The 15,061-nt window shown below is 30.4% G+C and carries 15 protein-coding genes; 8 read left to right on the top strand and 7 right to left on the bottom strand.

What is annotated here, in order from left to right; all coding sequences use genetic code 11:
* Positions 1-87: 87 nt before the first annotated feature.
* Both CLV86_RS05975 and CLV86_RS05970 read left to right on the top strand, forming a co-directional pair.
* Entirely contained in the window at positions 88-735 is a 648-nt protein-coding gene (locus CLV86_RS05975; protein WP_121050788.1) for a DUF4271 domain-containing protein, read from the top strand.
* Between the two features lie 23 nt (positions 736-758).
* Positions 759-1,505, top strand: coding sequence for a uroporphyrinogen-III synthase (locus tag CLV86_RS05970; protein ID WP_121050784.1), 747 nt, complete (start codon positions 759-761; stop codon positions 1,503-1,505).
* Positions 1,506-1,587: 82 nt separating this feature from the next.
* On the opposite strand, the gene pckA is transcribed toward CLV86_RS05970, so the two are convergent.
* Together pckA and CLV86_RS05960 are read right to left on the bottom strand one after the other, a co-directional pair.
* The gene (pckA, locus tag CLV86_RS05965) at positions 1,588-3,204 is read right to left on the bottom strand and encodes a phosphoenolpyruvate carboxykinase (ATP) (protein WP_121050782.1); all 1,617 of its coding nucleotides are present in this window, start codon (positions 3,202-3,204) and stop codon (positions 1,588-1,590) included.
* Positions 3,205-3,267: 63 nt separating this feature from the next.
* Positions 3,268-3,657 carry a DUF423 domain-containing protein gene (locus CLV86_RS05960; protein WP_121050779.1) on the bottom strand — a complete coding sequence of 130 codons (390 nt, stop codon included), beginning with the start codon at positions 3,655-3,657 and terminating at the stop codon, positions 3,268-3,270.
* An 82-nt stretch (positions 3,658-3,739) separates the two neighbouring features.
* Between CLV86_RS05960 and CLV86_RS05955 the strand changes: the two genes are divergently transcribed.
* Positions 3,740-5,104, top strand: a complete 1,365-nt coding sequence (locus CLV86_RS05955; RefSeq protein WP_121050776.1) for a saccharopine dehydrogenase family protein — start codon at positions 3,740-3,742, stop codon at positions 5,102-5,104.
* A 118-nt stretch (positions 5,105-5,222) separates the two neighbouring features.
* A complete protein-coding gene (locus tag CLV86_RS05950) occupies positions 5,223-5,693 on the top strand; it encodes an Lrp/AsnC family transcriptional regulator (protein WP_076731889.1) in 471 nt (156 codons plus the stop codon).
* A gap of 40 nt (positions 5,694-5,733) precedes the next feature.
* Here CLV86_RS05950 and CLV86_RS05945 read toward each other — a convergent pair whose 3' ends face one another.
* Both CLV86_RS05945 and CLV86_RS05940 read right to left on the bottom strand, forming a co-directional pair.
* Positions 5,734-6,552 carry a T9SS type A sorting domain-containing protein gene (locus CLV86_RS05945; protein WP_121050773.1) on the bottom strand — a complete coding sequence of 273 codons (819 nt, stop codon included), beginning with the start codon at positions 6,550-6,552 and terminating at the stop codon, positions 5,734-5,736.
* Between the two features lie 76 nt (positions 6,553-6,628).
* The gene (locus CLV86_RS05940) at positions 6,629-7,156 is read right to left on the bottom strand and encodes a phage tail protein (RefSeq protein WP_121050770.1); all 528 of its coding nucleotides are present in this window, start codon (positions 7,154-7,156) and stop codon (positions 6,629-6,631) included.
* 180 nt (positions 7,157-7,336) lie between these two features.
* Between CLV86_RS05940 and CLV86_RS05935 the strand changes: the two genes are divergently transcribed.
* The 3 genes from CLV86_RS05935 to CLV86_RS05920 all read left to right on the top strand — a co-directional run bounded on the left by CLV86_RS05935 (position 7,337) and on the right by CLV86_RS05920 (position 9,872).
* Positions 7,337-7,780: a hypothetical protein gene (locus CLV86_RS05935; protein WP_121050767.1), complete on the top strand. Its 444-nt coding sequence runs from the start codon at positions 7,337-7,339 to the stop codon at positions 7,778-7,780.
* A 633-nt stretch (positions 7,781-8,413) separates the two neighbouring features.
* On the top strand, positions 8,414-9,208 hold the full coding sequence (locus tag CLV86_RS05925) for a sensor histidine kinase (protein WP_121050761.1): 795 nt from the start codon (positions 8,414-8,416) through the stop codon (positions 9,206-9,208).
* On the top strand, positions 9,195-9,872 hold the full coding sequence (locus CLV86_RS05920) for a response regulator transcription factor (RefSeq protein WP_346226787.1): 678 nt from the start codon (positions 9,195-9,197) through the stop codon (positions 9,870-9,872). Before CLV86_RS05925 ends, CLV86_RS05920 begins: the two co-directional genes overlap by 14 nt.
* A 53-nt stretch (positions 9,873-9,925) precedes the next feature.
* Here CLV86_RS05920 and odhB read toward each other — a convergent pair whose 3' ends face one another.
* The 3 genes from odhB to CLV86_RS05905 are packed head-to-tail and all read right to left on the bottom strand — an operon-like array spanning position 9,926 to position 14,371.
* Positions 9,926-11,179: a 2-oxoglutarate dehydrogenase complex dihydrolipoyllysine-residue succinyltransferase gene (gene odhB / locus CLV86_RS05915; protein ID WP_121050759.1), complete on the bottom strand. Its 1,254-nt coding sequence runs from the start codon at positions 11,177-11,179 to the stop codon at positions 9,926-9,928.
* A 44-nt stretch (positions 11,180-11,223) separates the two neighbouring features.
* The gene (locus tag CLV86_RS05910; protein WP_076731882.1) at positions 11,224-11,595 is read right to left on the bottom strand and encodes a DUF3887 domain-containing protein; all 372 of its coding nucleotides are present in this window, start codon (positions 11,593-11,595) and stop codon (positions 11,224-11,226) included.
* A 19-nt stretch (positions 11,596-11,614) separates the two neighbouring features.
* On the bottom strand, positions 11,615-14,371 hold the full coding sequence (locus CLV86_RS05905; RefSeq protein WP_121050756.1) for a 2-oxoglutarate dehydrogenase E1 component: 2,757 nt from the start codon (positions 14,369-14,371) through the stop codon (positions 11,615-11,617).
* Positions 14,372-14,485: 114 nt separating this feature from the next.
* Here CLV86_RS05905 and CLV86_RS05900 point away from each other — a divergent pair, with 114 nt between their 5' ends.
* Positions 14,486-15,019: an alpha-ketoglutarate decarboxylase gene (locus tag CLV86_RS05900; RefSeq protein ID WP_121050753.1), complete on the top strand. Its 534-nt coding sequence runs from the start codon at positions 14,486-14,488 to the stop codon at positions 15,017-15,019.
* Positions 15,020-15,061: the final 42 nt, after the last annotated feature.

Genomic DNA, 15,061 nt, shown 5'->3' with positions numbered 1-15,061 from the left:
AAATGTACATATTTGGGAGTTAGTTTTTTATAAATATTTCTTAATAAATGATGTGACTCCTTAAGAATTTTATAATAATTTTACAGCATGTTAAGAGAAGTCCTTTCTACTGAATTATATACAATACTATTAGTAATTTGCTTAATTATAGTTGCTATAGCTAAATTTTTGTTTCCTAAAAGATTTTACGATTTTTTATCGTTATTAGTAAACTTTCGCTATATAAAAGTGTATTCTAGAGAACAAAAGTTTTTTGATTTATTTGAGGGACTCCTTTTTATTAATCTTATACTTGGCCTGTCTATATTTTGTTTACTATGTTTTAACTTAAACGTAAACATAGTAGAATCTAATTATTTATTACCTCCAAAATTAGCTTTTGGTATTGGCGCTTTATTACTTATTAAAATTTTATTAGAGCGTTTAATAGGCAGTATTCTTAGTATAGATACTATAATAGAAAGCTATATTTTTCAAAAAGTAAGTTATAAAAATTTTATAGGATTACTATTAATTGCTATAAATGCTATTTTAATTTATTCGTGGCAACCAACGTATTTTAACACCACTTTATTTGTTATAATTTTATTAATAATAAACAGCTATGGCATATTATTATTTATAAAAAATAATCTAAAAAAAATAAAAAGGAATTGGTTCTATTTTATTTTGTACCTTTGCGCACTCGAAATTTCACCTTATCTAGTTTTGTATAAGTTATATACGCTACAATAAGGCCTAAAAAAGCTATTAAAAATATGAAAGTGAAAACCATTTTAGTATCGCAACCGGAACCTAAAATTGAAAATTCGCCATATTTCGACTTGTCTGAAAGACAGAAAGTTAAAATAGATTTTCGTCCGTTTATTCATGTTGAAGGTGTCCCATCTAAAGAAATAAGACAACAAAAAATTGATCTTAGTAAGTTTACTGCTATTATTTTAACAAGTAGAAATGCCGTGGATCACTTTTTTAGAGTGGCCGAAGAAATGCGTTTTAAAGTTCCAGATAGTATGAAATACTTTTGTCAATCTGAAGCTGTCGCATACTATCTACAAAAATATGTGGTATATAGAAAGCGTAAAATATATGTTGGTAAACGTACATTTACAGAGCTTTCGCCATTAATTAAAAAGTATAAAGACGAATCATTTTTATTACCTGCAGCAGATAAATTAAAAGCAGAAGTACCTGAAGTTTTAAACAAGTTAGGTGTAAACTGGAAAGAAGCTGTTTTTTATAGAACGGTAATTAGTGACTTATCTGATTTAGAAAATGTAACTTATGATATATTAGTGTTCTTTAGCCCAAGTGGTATAGATTCATTATTTCATAACTTCCCAGATTTTAAACAAAACGACACACGTATAGCAGTATTTGGTAACACAACAGTTAAAGCTGTAGAAGCAAAAGGATTAAGAGTAGATATTGCTGCTCCAACTCCAGAAACACCTTCTATGACAATGGCTCTAAAAAAATATATAACTGCTGCTAATAAAAAATAATATTCTATAATAATAAATAGATTAAAAAAGGCTTCTCTATTAATAGAGAAGCCTTTTTTAGTTTAGCAGATAATTATTTATTTTAGTAACCGTAGCGTTGCGGTCCACCACGTCTTATTTCTTCGCTTGCATTATCTTCAAACTGTTTAAAGTTTTTTCTAAATGCATTGGCTAATTTAAATGCTGTATCATAATAAGCTTTATCGTCATTCCAAGTTGCTCTCGGGCTCAATACTTCGGTTGGTACTCCAGGACATGTTCTTGGTTGTGCCACACCAAATACAGAATGAATATGGTAATCGTCGTAGTTATATAAACCTAAATCACCATTTAAAACAGCATTAATCATGGCGCGAGTGTATTTTAATTTCATACGTTTTCCAACACCATATGCACCACCAGACCATCCTGTATTAACTAACCAAACATTTACATTTGCCTCAAGCATTTTTTTACTTAACATCTCGGCATATTTAGTTGGATGTAATGGCATAAACGGTGCTCCAAAACAAGCAGAAAAAGAAGGTTGTGGTTCTTTTACTCCTGCTTCTGTTCCTGCTACTTTTGCAGTATATCCAGAAATAAAATGGTATGCTGCTTGAGCTGGTGTTAATTTAGATATTGGAGGCAATACACCAAAAGCATCTGCTGTTAAAAAGAAAATGTTTTTTGGGTTTTTACCTATAGATGGTTTTTTTATGTTTTCGATATGATATATTGGGTAACTTACACGCGTATTTTGTGTAATAGAAGTATCTTCAAAATCTACTTCTCCTTCTGCATTCATTTTTACATTTTCAAGAATAGCACCTTCTTTTATTGCTGCGAATATTTCTGGTTCTTGTTCTTGAGAAAGGTTAATTACTTTAGCATAACAACCGCCTTCAAAGTTAAACACAGTGTTTTCTGCTGTCCAACCATGCTCATCATCACCTATTAAACTTCTTTCTGGATCTGTAGATAATGTAGTTTTTCCTGTACCCGATAATCCAAAGAAAATTGCTGTATCTCCATCTTTACCTACATTAGCACTACAGTGCATTGGTAAAGTGTTTTTAAATACTGGAAGTATAAAATTTAAAGCAGAAAATATTCCTTTTTTAATCTCTCCTGTATAACCAGTACCACCAATTAAAGCTATTTTCTTTTCAAAATTTAAAATTGCAAAATTATGTTGTCTTGTACCATCTTCTTCTGCAACTGCCATAAATCCTGGAGCATTTACTATGGTCCACTCTGGACTAAAGTTTTCTAACTCTGCTTCTGTAGGACGTAAAAACATATTATACGCAAACATGTTGCTCCAAGGAAACTCGTTTATAACACGAATATTTAGTTTATAATCTTCGTCTGCACAAGCATAACTATCTCTTACAAACACCTCTTTTTCAGATAAATAATCTACAACCTTCTTGTAAAGTTTATCAAACTTATCAGCATCAAAAGGGATATTAATATCTCCCCACCAAACGCGGTCTTTTGTAATATTGTCTTTTACAATAAAACGATCCATTGGAGATCGCCCAGTAAATTCACCTGTATTTACAGCAAGTGTTCCATTGGCTGTTTCTACACCTTGATCTTTCTCGATTGTAATTCCTTGTAATTCTTTAGGACTTAATTGATATCGAACAGTAGCATTCTTAATACCGTACTTTTCTAACGAAATCGTTTTCATAGATTGTGTATGCGTTACCATAGTTTATATTATAATTTATATGCAAAATTACACATAAATATGAGATTTTGATAAAATTACATATTATTTATCAGTCTTTTTTACAAATTCAATAAATAAAAACAGCCAAGACAAGATAAGTAATAACCCGCCAATTGGCGTAATAAAACCTATTGAGCTAAAATTAATTGCAGTTAACCCATTTGTTGCTAAACAATAAATTGATCCAGAAAAAAATAAAACACCAAAGCCTATTAAGTAAAAAATATATTTTTTTGTTTTTTCTGAAATATTATTGAATCCTCCTATAAATAACAAAAAAAGAGCATGATACATTTGATAACGCACTCCAGTTTCAAAAGATTGAAAGGATGAAGGCGATATTTTAGGTTTTAAACCATGAGCTGCAAAAGCTCCAATTATAACTGCTAAAAGACCAAAAACAGAACCAAGAATTAACACCTTTTTATTCATATATATTTATATTTTAAGATTAAATAACACTTCAATTTATTACATTCGCATTAAAACTCAAAAATACTTAACAATCCATAATATGAGAAATATTTTAGTTATTGGTTCTGGAAAATCTGCTTCCTATTTAATAAAATACCTTTTAGATAAATCTGAAACCGAGAATCTTTATATTACAGTTGGAGATTTAAATATTGGAAATGCTTCCAAACTTACAAGAAATCATAAAAATACAACTGCTATTGCCTTGGATGTTTTTAACCAAAAATCTAGAGTAGAAGCCGTTAAAGCTGCAGATATTGTTATTTCTATGCTACCAGCTCGTTACCATATTGAAGTAGCTAAAGATTGTATTACTTATAATAAAAACATGGTTACTGCATCTTATGTTAGTGATGAGATGCAAGCATTAAATACACAAGCAATAAATAAAGGCTTGATATTTATGAACGAAATTGGAGTAGATCCTGGTATTGACCACATGAGCGCTATGCATGTTATAGATCGTATAGAAGAGCAAGGTGGAAAATTAATTTTATTTGAATCTTTTACAGGTGGATTAGTTGCTCCAGAAAGTGATAATAATTTATGGAATTATAAATTTACTTGGAATCCAAGAAATGTGGTACTTGCAGGACAAGGAAGTGCTGCTAAATTTTTACAAGAAGGAACTTACAAATATATTCCTTACAATAGATTGTTTAGAAGAACAGAATTTTTAGATGTTGATGGTTTTGGTCGTTTTGAAGCTTATGCAAATAGAGACTCTTTAAAGTATCAAGATATTTATGGTCTTGAAGATGTTAAAACATTATATAGAGGAACAATAAGACGAGTAGGCTTTAGTCGTGCTTGGAATGTATTTGCTGCTTTAGGCATGACTGATGATAGTTATACTATAGATGACAGTAAGAATATGACTTACCGAGATTTTGTAAATTCGTTTTTACCTTATAGCCCAACAGACTCTGTAGAGTTAAAATTTAGACATGCATTAAAAATTGATCAAGACGATATTATATGGGATAAATTTGTTGAGTTGGATATTTTCAGCGCAAAAAAAATGGTTGAACTAGATAAGGCTACTCCTGCTCAAATTTTACAAAAAATACTAATGGATAGTTGGACACTTGAGCCTACAGATAAAGACATGATTGTGATGTACCATAAATTTGGGTACGAATTAAACGGTAAAAAACACCAAATTGATGCAACAATGGTAGCTCTTGGCGAAGACCAAACCTATACGGCTATGTCTAAAACAGTTGGCTTACCAGTTGCCATTGCAACATTGGCAATACTAAATAATAAAATAACTACTCCTGGAGTTTTAAGACCAATAAACAAAGAAGTTTACGAACCTATCTTAAAAGAACTTGAAGAATACGGCATAATTTTTAATGAAAAAAAAGTGCCATATTTAGGATATAATCCTTTACATGTTTAATAAATTAATTCACACTTAGAAAAGTTCTATTATATATATTTACATAAAATTAAATAACAATTTTAGTTTAGTACTATTTTAGTACTTTTATGTTTTAATTTGAAAACACAAACAAGCTTTGAAAGTTATAAATCAAAACATACACATAGATGGTATCGATAAGAAGATACTTCGTGCTTTAATGACAGATGCAAGAACTTCTGTTTTAGAAATTGCTAGACAGGTTGGTATTTCTGGTGCGGCAATACATCAACGCTTAAGAAAACTTGAAAAATCTGGCTTAATAGCTGGATCAAAATTTATAATAAACCCTAAAGTTTTAGGTTACACTACAATGGCTTTTGTTGGCGTATACTTAGATAAAGCTGTTAGCAATCCAGATGCTGTGAAACAATTAAAAAAAATACCAGAAGTTTTAGAATGCCATTACACTACGGGAAATTGGAGTATTTTTATTAAAATACTTTGTAAAGATAATGAGCATTTAATGCATTTATTAAATAGCGATATTCAATCTATCTCTGGTGTTTCGAGAACAGAAACATTTATCTCATTAGACCAGCAAATTGAAAGACAAATTAAAATATAAAAAAAGCTCCTTTTAAAGGAGCTTTTTTATATTCATTATACTACTGAATAATAAGTTTTTTTACTATTGACGCACTTTCTGTAGAAATATTAATTAAATATAAACCAGAAGATAGCTTAGAACTTAAATCTAAATTTTTATCTGTAGTTATTCCATTTAAATTTTGAGAAGTAATAATACGACCGTTAATATCTGTAACAGTTACATTTTTTAAAGATATACTAGAGTTTTTAATTGTAATGTTTCCGTTAGATGGATTTGGAAAAATAGAAATGGTATTTTCTAACATTGCAAACGCTTCTATATTTAAAGTTTCTCCAATTGTTACATTAATATTATGAAAACCAAAATCGGTATTATCACTTATATCTGGTTGTATAATTTTAAATTCAGAAATATTCATTGCATTGGTTGTGTTAGTTATATTAATTGCTCCACCACCAAATAAATACTCTTGATTTGCTGAAATTTCTGCATCATCTTGATTAACAATAGATATAAAACCATCCTCTAAAGTATCGTAATCAATACCATTTAATGTAAAAGCTACTGGGCTACCGTTTTTAGTTATTGTTATAAAAAAAGTATTAATAGATGCGCCACTACCAAAGTAAAATATTAAATCATTTCCACCCAAATTATCTAAAGTTTCAGCACCAGAACCAGGAACATCGGCTGTTAATATATAAGTGTCTGTACCATCTGTTAATGTTTCGGTAATAGAAGTATTATTATCAACAGCATTATCGATAGTGAAATTTAAAGTTTGAGCATTACCATTAAAATAAAACAATAGCAAAAAGCAGCTAAATGTTAATTTGAATAAGGTTTTTGTTGTAAAAGAGTAATTTTTCATCATATATATTTATTTAAAATTAAATTGAAATTCAGGAAAAATAAAGGCAAGAAAATACATTACTTGCCCTTAATTAATGTTAATTTCGAGGTGGAAAAATACCCACCAAAGCAATAATATAGTTTACAGATTGATAAGGCTGGATATTATTTACAGGTAGGTTCCCTCCTGTTTTTCCAATTGTAACACTATCTGCAGCCATTGTTGCATTATTTCCCATAGCAAATACACCACCTTCAGCTATATATGCATTTTCAGGATTAGGTCCAGTATTCTCTCCTCTAGGAATTGGGCTTACAGCTTGCACTGCTCCTGTATGATTATGTTCTGGTAATTGATTTACCGATAGTTGATTAGTTTCAGAACCACCTTTTTGACCCAATCTAACAGTAGTTAAACCTGGACCAGTACCTGCATGAATAGGCACTCTACCTCTAAGATCTGGCAATCCAAAAGTTGTCCTACCATCACCTCCATATGTTGTACCTAAAAGAGAAAATAGTGCTTGGTTTTGTGCTATTGGTAATAATTGGCCGTCACATAATGCCCAACCTCTTGGTGCAAAATTACCTGCAAACATAATAATTTGTGCGATGTACTGTTCCATAATATTAAGTTTTTGTTGATTAATAACACTTTCAAATATACTGACTATCAATACTTTAAAACAGAGAGAAAACACTCGAAGCATAAAGCAAGTATAAATACCTGATTTTTATATCGTTCTATTTATTTAAACTTTATTTCAGTAACTTTAAATTCTATTAATCGAAAAAAACCTAATATTATGAGTACAAGACCAGTTGATATTGATAAAGCAATAATATATGCTAGAAAATGGCAACACGAAAATACAACGCATGCCAAAGCCTTTTTAATTCCAGCAGGCGATCTTATTGCTTGTTTAGAAGAAATGGAAGTATTTGTAAATGATGGAGATGGAAATTATACACTTAATAATGTAGAGAATTCTGGAGTACGCGCTTATATGGCTATTAAAAGACCAGAAGGAACACCAGCAAGTCCAGAAACTGAAAAATTACTAATTGTAGGCACAAAGGTAGATTGCACTGGTAAACACAGAGATATAATAGAAGGTGAAAGGCCATCAGGGTGTAAAGATAAGGCTGTAGAAACAGCTGTTTCTGCACTAAAAGGAAGCGGTGTTTACGATTTTACTGCTCCATGTCCAAGTGAGTGTGACCCTAATAGTCCTTTATACAACCCATAAAAATTTGAAAAAAATATTTGATGACGTATTTGAAAATTTAGGTGTTATTCTGCTATTTATAAATGCATTACTATACTCCTATAGTTATTTAAAAAATAAAAAAGATAAAGCTCTTAGATATTTTTCAATATACTTAAACCTTACTTTTTTAGTGTTAAGTTTAAGTATAGTAATAATTGAATATTTCAATAAGACTAATAATTTATTTTTATCTCATTTTTATTTTATTTTTCAGTTTATCTTTTTATCCCTTTTTTACAAAAAGTTTTTTACTAAAACACAAAAAAATTGGGTTAACATTAATTTTGTTATAATAACCGTAATTTTAGTTATTCAATATTACTCTAACGTATCATTATTTTATAAGTTTAACTTATTAGAAATTTTAATAACGTCACTACCTTTAGTAATTTATTCAATCATTCATTTATATAATTCTTTAGGAAAACCTGGAAAATACATGTATATAAATTCAGCAATATTAATTTACTTATCTGTAAGCACACTTATATTTATCTTAGGAAATTTAATTAATTCTATAGATAGGTCTTTAGCAAATAATGTATGGGTTTTAAACAAGGTATTTTATATTGGTTATCTTTTATTAATATTATTTGAGTGGAGAATTAGTTTATGGAAAACGAAAAATTAATTATACAGGCGCTAGTGTATAGCATTATATTTTTAGTTTTAATAACTACTGGACTAATTATATTTTTTCATTACTCAAGACGAAAAATATTACAAAAAGAGCTAGAAAAAGTAGACTTAAAACTTGAAAACCAACAAAAAATATTACAAACATCTATTGCTATTCAAGAAACCGAACGTAAAAGAATTTCGCAAGATCTACATGATGCAATAAGCTCTAAACTTAATATTGTTAGCCTCTCTACCAATATGCTTTTAGACGATTCTTCTATTACCGATAAGCAAAGAGCATCGTTAAATCAAATACTAGAAATCACCTCAACAACATTAGAAAGTTCACGTAAAATTGCACACGATTTAATGCCTCCAATTTTAGATAAATTTGGACTTAAAGTAGCTTTAGAAGAACTTTTTGAGAATGTTTCGACACATACTACTATTGATATTGAACATAATATAGATGAGTTAACAAGGCTTTCAGAAACAAATCATCTTCATGTATTTAGAATTGTTCAAGAACTTATTAATAATTCTATTAGACACGGTAAGGCTAATGAGCTTGCTATTTTTATAGAAGATAACCAAAAAGGTTTTATAATTCATTTTCAAGATAATGGTATTGGTTTTAACGTTAAAAGTATTTGCAAAAAAAATGGTATTGGGTTGCAAAATATAAATAGCCGAGTTAAAATTTTAAACGGAACACTTAAAATTGAAAGCACAAAAAACAAGGGAAGTCTTTTTAAAGTACAATGTAAATATCATGAGCAAAATTAACATAGCATTAGCAGATGATGAATTGCTATTTCTGCAAGGCTTAAAAGCTATTATTTCAAACGAAGAAGATATAAATATTTTGTTTGATGCAGAAAGTGGAGACCAATTAATCAAAAAGTTAAGAACATCTAAAACACATCCAGAAATAATTGTTACAGATTTAAAAATGCCAGGAATTAATGGTATTGAGGTTACAAAAATTATTAAAAAGGAATTTCCTGAAATAAAAGTAATAGCGCTAACAAGCTATTTTAGCAAGCCTTTTATTTTAAACATGATTTCTATTGGAGCTGTTGCTTATTTAGCCAAAAATAGTACTCCAAAATTAATGATTAAAACAATTAAAGAAGTTTACAAAAAAGGCTTTTATTACGATGAACAAGTTCTAAAATACATTCATGAAAGTATTACAAATCCAAAAGACCAAAAGATAAAATCTACATTTGATTCTAATTATTTTACTAAGCGAGAAATTGAAGTTTTAGAGTTAATTTGTAAACAATACACAACTAATGATATTTCTGAAAAACTTTTTATAAGCCCAAGAACTGTTGAAGGACATCGCAATAATTTACTTGCAAAAACAGAAGTAAAAAATGTTGCCGGATTAGTTATATATGCATTGAAAAACAAAATAATTTCTTTAGAAAATGATTTGTTTTAAAAAACAAAAAAGCTCCTTAATTAAGGAGCTTTTTACATTATATTAACTTGTTATTAAAGCTCTAATGCTTTTTTAACATCATTATTCATTAATATTTCTACTGGGTTCTCTAAAGCCTCTTTAACAGCGACTAAGAAACCTACACTCTCTTTACCATCAATAATTCTATGATCGTAAGATAATGCAACATACATCATTGGATGTATAACCACCTGACCATCTACTGCAATTGGTCGCTCGATAATGTTATGCATTCCTAAAATTCCACTTTGTGGTGGATTAATAATAGGTGTAGATAACATACTTCCAAATACACCTCCATTAGTAATGGTAAATGTACCTCCTGTCATTTCATCTACAGTAATTTGTCCATCTCGAGCTCTTAAAGCCAAACGTTTTACTTCAGATTCTATACCTCTAAAAGTTAAGTTTTCTGCATTTCTAATTACAGGAACCATTAATCCTTTAGGTCCAGAAACGGCGATACTAATATCTACAAAATCAAAACTTTTCATTTCTTTTCCATCAATCATAGAATTAACTGCTGGATACATTTGTAAAGCACGTACAACTGCTAAAGAAAAGAACGACATAAAACCTAAGCTAACACCATGTTTAGCCTTAAAGCTTTCTTTATATTCTTTTCTAAGTGCAAAAATTGGAGCCATATCTACTTCGTTAAAAGTAGTTAACATCGCTGTTGTATTTTTAGCCTCAACTAAACGCTCTGCTACTTTACGACGTAACATAGACATTTTAGTGTTTGATGAGCTACGGTTTCCACCGGTTGGTGTTCCCATAGATGGCACTGCTTTTACAGCATCGTCTTTAGTTACACGTCCATCCTTTCCTGTACCCGAAATTGTTTTAGCATCCATACCTTTTTCGGCTAAAATCTTTTTTGCAGCAGGACTTGCAACTCCTGATGCATAGGTTTCTTTAGCTGGATTTGGTGCTTTATCGTGGTTCTCTTTATTTGGTTCGGCCTTTTGATCTTTTGCAACATCTTTTTCGGCATTAGAGTTGCCTCCTTCATCACCACCTTCATAAGTTGAAGATTCTGGTGCTTTTGCTTCAGTATCAATTAAACATACCACTTGCCCAACAGCAACGGCGTCTCCTTCCTCGGCTTTTAAAGTAATAGTTCCACTTGCTTCGGCAGGAAGCTCTAAAGTGGCTTTGTCACTATCTACTTCTGCGATAGCTTGATCTTTTTCTACATAATCACCATCTTCTACTAACCATTCTGCTATTTCAACTTCTGTAATAGATTCGCCTGGCGAAGGTACTTTCATTTCTAAAATCATTGTACTGTATTTTGTTTTAGTGTCTTGTTTTGACTTTTGTTATGTTATTCTTGTATTGGATACATTTGTAATCCACTTATTTTATTATTATCGTCTAAAAGAAAATAAGCTTCTCCTGCTCCATTTTCGAAAGTGAATTTATAATTATGTCCTGTTCTTATAATCTCTTTTAAATCTACTGCAGTTATATTACCTAAAGCTTCTGCTTTAACATTAGTTTTAAAAAATGATTTTGTTTTTTCTAAAGTTAATGTTTTCTGAAGGTTAGCATTAAACATATTATAAATTTCCTGGTAATTACCTTCATTATAATTGGTTTGGAATTCTGAAACTACAGTTTTATAGTTTGCTTTTTCTGTTTGAGCAAAACCTAAAGAAAAGGTTAGTATTGCCACTATTAATAATAGCTTTTTCATAATTATTTAGTTTATGCGCTTAGCGCTGATTATTTTTTGTTTTATCAAATACGTAATCTATTACTTCTTGATGACGCTTTTTTGATCTTGTGCTACTTCCAGCTGCTGGTGCTCCATATGCTCTTCTTGATGCTAACCTAAATGTTTTTGCTGCATCTAAATGCATTAACATATGGCTGTAAGCTCCCATATTTCTTGGTTCTTCTTGCGCCCAAACAATTTCGTCTACGCCATTGTATTTTTCTATTACCTTTTTAATATCTTCAACAGGTAGAGGGAATAATTGCTCTATTCTAACAAAGGCAATATCATCTCTTCCTAGTTTTTCACGTTCTTCGTCTAAATCGTAATAAAATTTTCCTGTTAAAAATACTAAAGATTTTACTTTATTTACGTTTACCGCTTCATCATCAATTACCATTTTAAAGCTTCCATTTGCAAAAGAATCTACTGTAGATACACATTTTGGATGACGTAATAAACTTTTTGGTGTGAAAACTATCAATGGTTTTCTAAAATTAGATTTCATTTGCCTTCTCAACAAGTGAAACATGTTTTCTGGAGTTGTACAATCTGCTACATACATATTGTCTTTAGCACAAAGTTGTAAATAACGTTCCATTCTTGCAGAAGAATGCTCTGCTCCTTGCCCTTCGTAACCGTGCGGCAGTAACATTACTAAACCGTTTTGTGTTTTCCACTTATCTTCTCCAGCCGAAATATACTGGTCTAACATTATTTGTGCTCCATTACTAAAGTCTCCAAACTGTGCTTCCCAAATGGTTAATGTTTTTGGGCTTGCCATGGCATAACCATAATCGAAACCTACTACACCATATTCTGATAATAATGAGTTATATATGTAAAAATTACCTTGTTTGTCGCTTATATTATTATGTAAAATAATTTCTTCTTCGCTATCTTCTACCTTAACAACAGCGTGTCTATGTGAAAACGTTCCACGCTCTACATCTTGCCCAGAAATTCTAACACTATAACCTTCTGTTAATAATGATCCATATGCTAAATGCTCTGCCATTGCCCAATCTAATTGATTGTCGTCAAACATTTTTTGGCGTGATTGCACTAGTCTTTCAATTTTACGAATGAACTTTTTATCTTCTGGTAAGTTAGATAAAACTTTAGTTATTTTAGCTAATTCATCTTTAGAAACTTTTGTATCTACAGGTTTCATCATTTCCACCTCATCTACCGATGCAAATTGCTCCCAAGTAGATGCCATGAATTCTGTAATAATTGTTTTATCTTCTTTTCTTGATGCGTCTAGTTTTTCTTCTAAACTATCTTTATATGCTTTTTCTAATTCTTTTACATGATCTTTATTAATAACACCTTCTGCTATTAATTTGTCTGCATATATATTTCTTGGATTGGCGTGTTTTGCAATCGCTTTATATAATTTTGGTTGTGTAAAACGAGGTTCATCTCCTTCATTATGACCATATTTTCTATAACCCAACATATCTATAAATACATCACGCTTAAATTGCATTCTAAAATCTAATGCAAATAAAGCGGCGTGTACTACAGCTTCGGCATCATCGGCATTAACATGTAATACTGGTGATAAAGTAACTTTACCAACATCTGTACAATACGTACTTGATCTAGCATCTAAATAGTTTGTTGTAAAACCAACTTGATTGTTTACAACTATATGTATTGTGCCATTGGTTTTATAACCATCTAATTGTGCCATTTGCACAACCTCATACACTAAACCTTGTCCTGCTATTGCGGCATCTCCATGAACTACTATTGGCAATACTTTACTAAGGTTGTCTTTATAAAAACGATCTTGTTTTGCTCTTACAATTCCTTCTACAACCGCACCAACAGTTTCTAAATGTGATGGGTTTGGAGCAATACTTAATCTTATTTCCTTTCCTGAATCGGATTGTCTTTTACTAGTCCAACCTAGGTGGTATTTTACATCTCCATCAAAAACTTCTTCTTCATAATCTTTACCATCAAACTCGCTAAAAATGTCTTTTGCACTTTTACCAAAAATATTTGTTAATGTACTTAAACGACCTCTATGTGCCATTCCCATAACAAATTCTTCTACACCTAAGTCTGATGCTTTTTCAATCATAGCATCTAAAGCCGGAATTAAAGCTTCTCCTCCTTCTAGAGAAAAACGCTTTTGCCCTACATATTTTGTATGTAAAAAACTCTCGAAAGACACTGCTTCATTAAGTTTTTTTAATATGTGCTTTTTTTGATCTGAAGAAAATTTTGGCTGATTATCATTAATATTCAGCTTATTTTGAATCCATTGAATTTCTTCAGGTTTTCTAATATACATATATTCAACACCTATAGAATCGCAATAAATACTTTCTAAGTGTTTAATAATTTCTTGCAATGTTTGAGACCCAATACCTAAAATTTCTCCTGCATTAAAAACTGTAGATAAATCATTTTGAGTTAATCCAAAATTTTCAATTTCTAAAGTAGGTGCGTATTTTCTACGCTCTCTTACAGGATTGGTTTTTGTAAATAAGTGACCTCTATTACGGTAACCATCTATAAGTTTAACAACCTGAAATTCTTTTTGAACATGTTCTGGAATTTGTGTAGAAACGCCTTCGGCAATTTCTCCATCCATACCATAATTTTCAGTACCAAAGTCGTAACCTTGAAAAAAGGCTCTCCAACTTGGCTCTACAGAATCAGGGTTTAATTGGTATTGTTCATATAAATCAGCAAAATATGCTGTGTGTGCTGCGTTTAAAAAGGAATATTTATCCATATTAAGTATAAGACGTGTTCGCTTTAACAAATTTAATCAAAAATACAACTTTCTATAAAAATAGAGATGCTTTTATTATATTTATAACATTCTAATTTAACTAAATCAATTTTTATGAAAATTTCTAAGAATAATTCTCTTAAAATTATTGTATTTACATTACTAAGCATTTTTTTTACAACATCTGTAATTGCGCAAAGCAACAATGCAAAAAACAATTTTTGGGAGCATGTTCGTTTTGGAGGTGGCTTAGGCTTAAGTACTGGTAATAATATTTTTAGTGCTACGATAGCTCCAAGTGCTATTTATGATTTTGATTCTCAATTTTTTTTAGGTGTTGGACTAAACTACACTTATTTTAGTAGAAAAAATATTGCGAAATCTACTATTTTGGGAGGTAGTATTATTGGATTATTTAATCCAATACAAGAAATACAACTTTCTGGTGAATTTGAACAAAATCACGTGAGTAGAAATTTTGATAATCCTGCCATTGTTGATGACGAATATTGGGTTTCTTCGTTCTTTATTGGTGCTGGATACCGAACAAACAATATCACCATAGGTGTAAGATACGATGTTCTTTACGATGAAGATAAAAGTATTTATGCAAACGCCTGGGCTCCTTTTGTTAGAGTATATTTTTAATTACTGTTGTTACACTTAAACACTTATTATACTTTTGTTTGG

Source organism: Lacinutrix venerupis (assembly GCF_003663945.1).
Classification (GTDB): Bacteria; Bacteroidota; Bacteroidia; order Flavobacteriales; family Flavobacteriaceae; genus Lacinutrix; species Lacinutrix venerupis.
Note: the sequence above shows the minus strand (reverse complement) of the source record. Positions and strands in the feature narration are given on the sequence as shown.

What these genes read in the sequence shown, in the direction of transcription:
- CLV86_RS05960 (WP_121050779.1), bottom strand. Translation starts at nt 3,657, where the DNA reads ATGAATAAAAAGGTGTTAATTCTTGGTTCTGTTTTTGGTCTTTTAGCA.
- odhB (WP_121050759.1), bottom strand. Translation starts at nt 11,179, where the DNA reads ATGATTTTAGAAATGAAAGTACCTTCGCCAGGCGAATCTATTACAGAA.
- CLV86_RS05935 (WP_121050767.1), top strand. Translation starts at nt 7,337, where the DNA reads ATGAGTACAAGACCAGTTGATATTGATAAAGCAATAATATATGCTAGA.
- CLV86_RS05900 (WP_121050753.1), top strand. Translation starts at nt 14,486, where the DNA reads ATGAAAATTTCTAAGAATAATTCTCTTAAAATTATTGTATTTACATTA.
- CLV86_RS05955 (WP_121050776.1), top strand. Translation starts at nt 3,740, where the DNA reads ATGAGAAATATTTTAGTTATTGGTTCTGGAAAATCTGCTTCCTATTTA.
- CLV86_RS05945 (WP_121050773.1), bottom strand. Translation starts at nt 6,552, where the DNA reads ATGATGAAAAATTACTCTTTTACAACAAAAACCTTATTCAAATTAACA.
- CLV86_RS05940 (WP_121050770.1), bottom strand. Translation starts at nt 7,156, where the DNA reads ATGGAACAGTACATCGCACAAATTATTATGTTTGCAGGTAATTTTGCA.
- CLV86_RS05910 (WP_076731882.1), bottom strand. Translation starts at nt 11,595, where the DNA reads ATGAAAAAGCTATTATTAATAGTGGCAATACTAACCTTTTCTTTAGGT.
- CLV86_RS05975 (WP_121050788.1), top strand. Translation starts at nt 88, where the DNA reads ATGTTAAGAGAAGTCCTTTCTACTGAATTATATACAATACTATTAGTA.
- CLV86_RS05925 (WP_121050761.1), top strand. Translation starts at nt 8,414, where the DNA reads ATGGAAAACGAAAAATTAATTATACAGGCGCTAGTGTATAGCATTATA.
- CLV86_RS05905 (WP_121050756.1), bottom strand. Translation starts at nt 14,371, where the DNA reads ATGGATAAATATTCCTTTTTAAACGCAGCACACACAGCATATTTTGCT.
- CLV86_RS05920 (WP_346226787.1), top strand. Translation starts at nt 9,195, where the DNA reads ATGAGCAAAATTAACATAGCATTAGCAGATGATGAATTGCTATTTCTG.
- CLV86_RS05970 (WP_121050784.1), top strand. Translation starts at nt 759, where the DNA reads ATGAAAGTGAAAACCATTTTAGTATCGCAACCGGAACCTAAAATTGAA.
- pckA (WP_121050782.1), bottom strand. Translation starts at nt 3,204, where the DNA reads ATGGTAACGCATACACAATCTATGAAAACGATTTCGTTAGAAAAGTAC.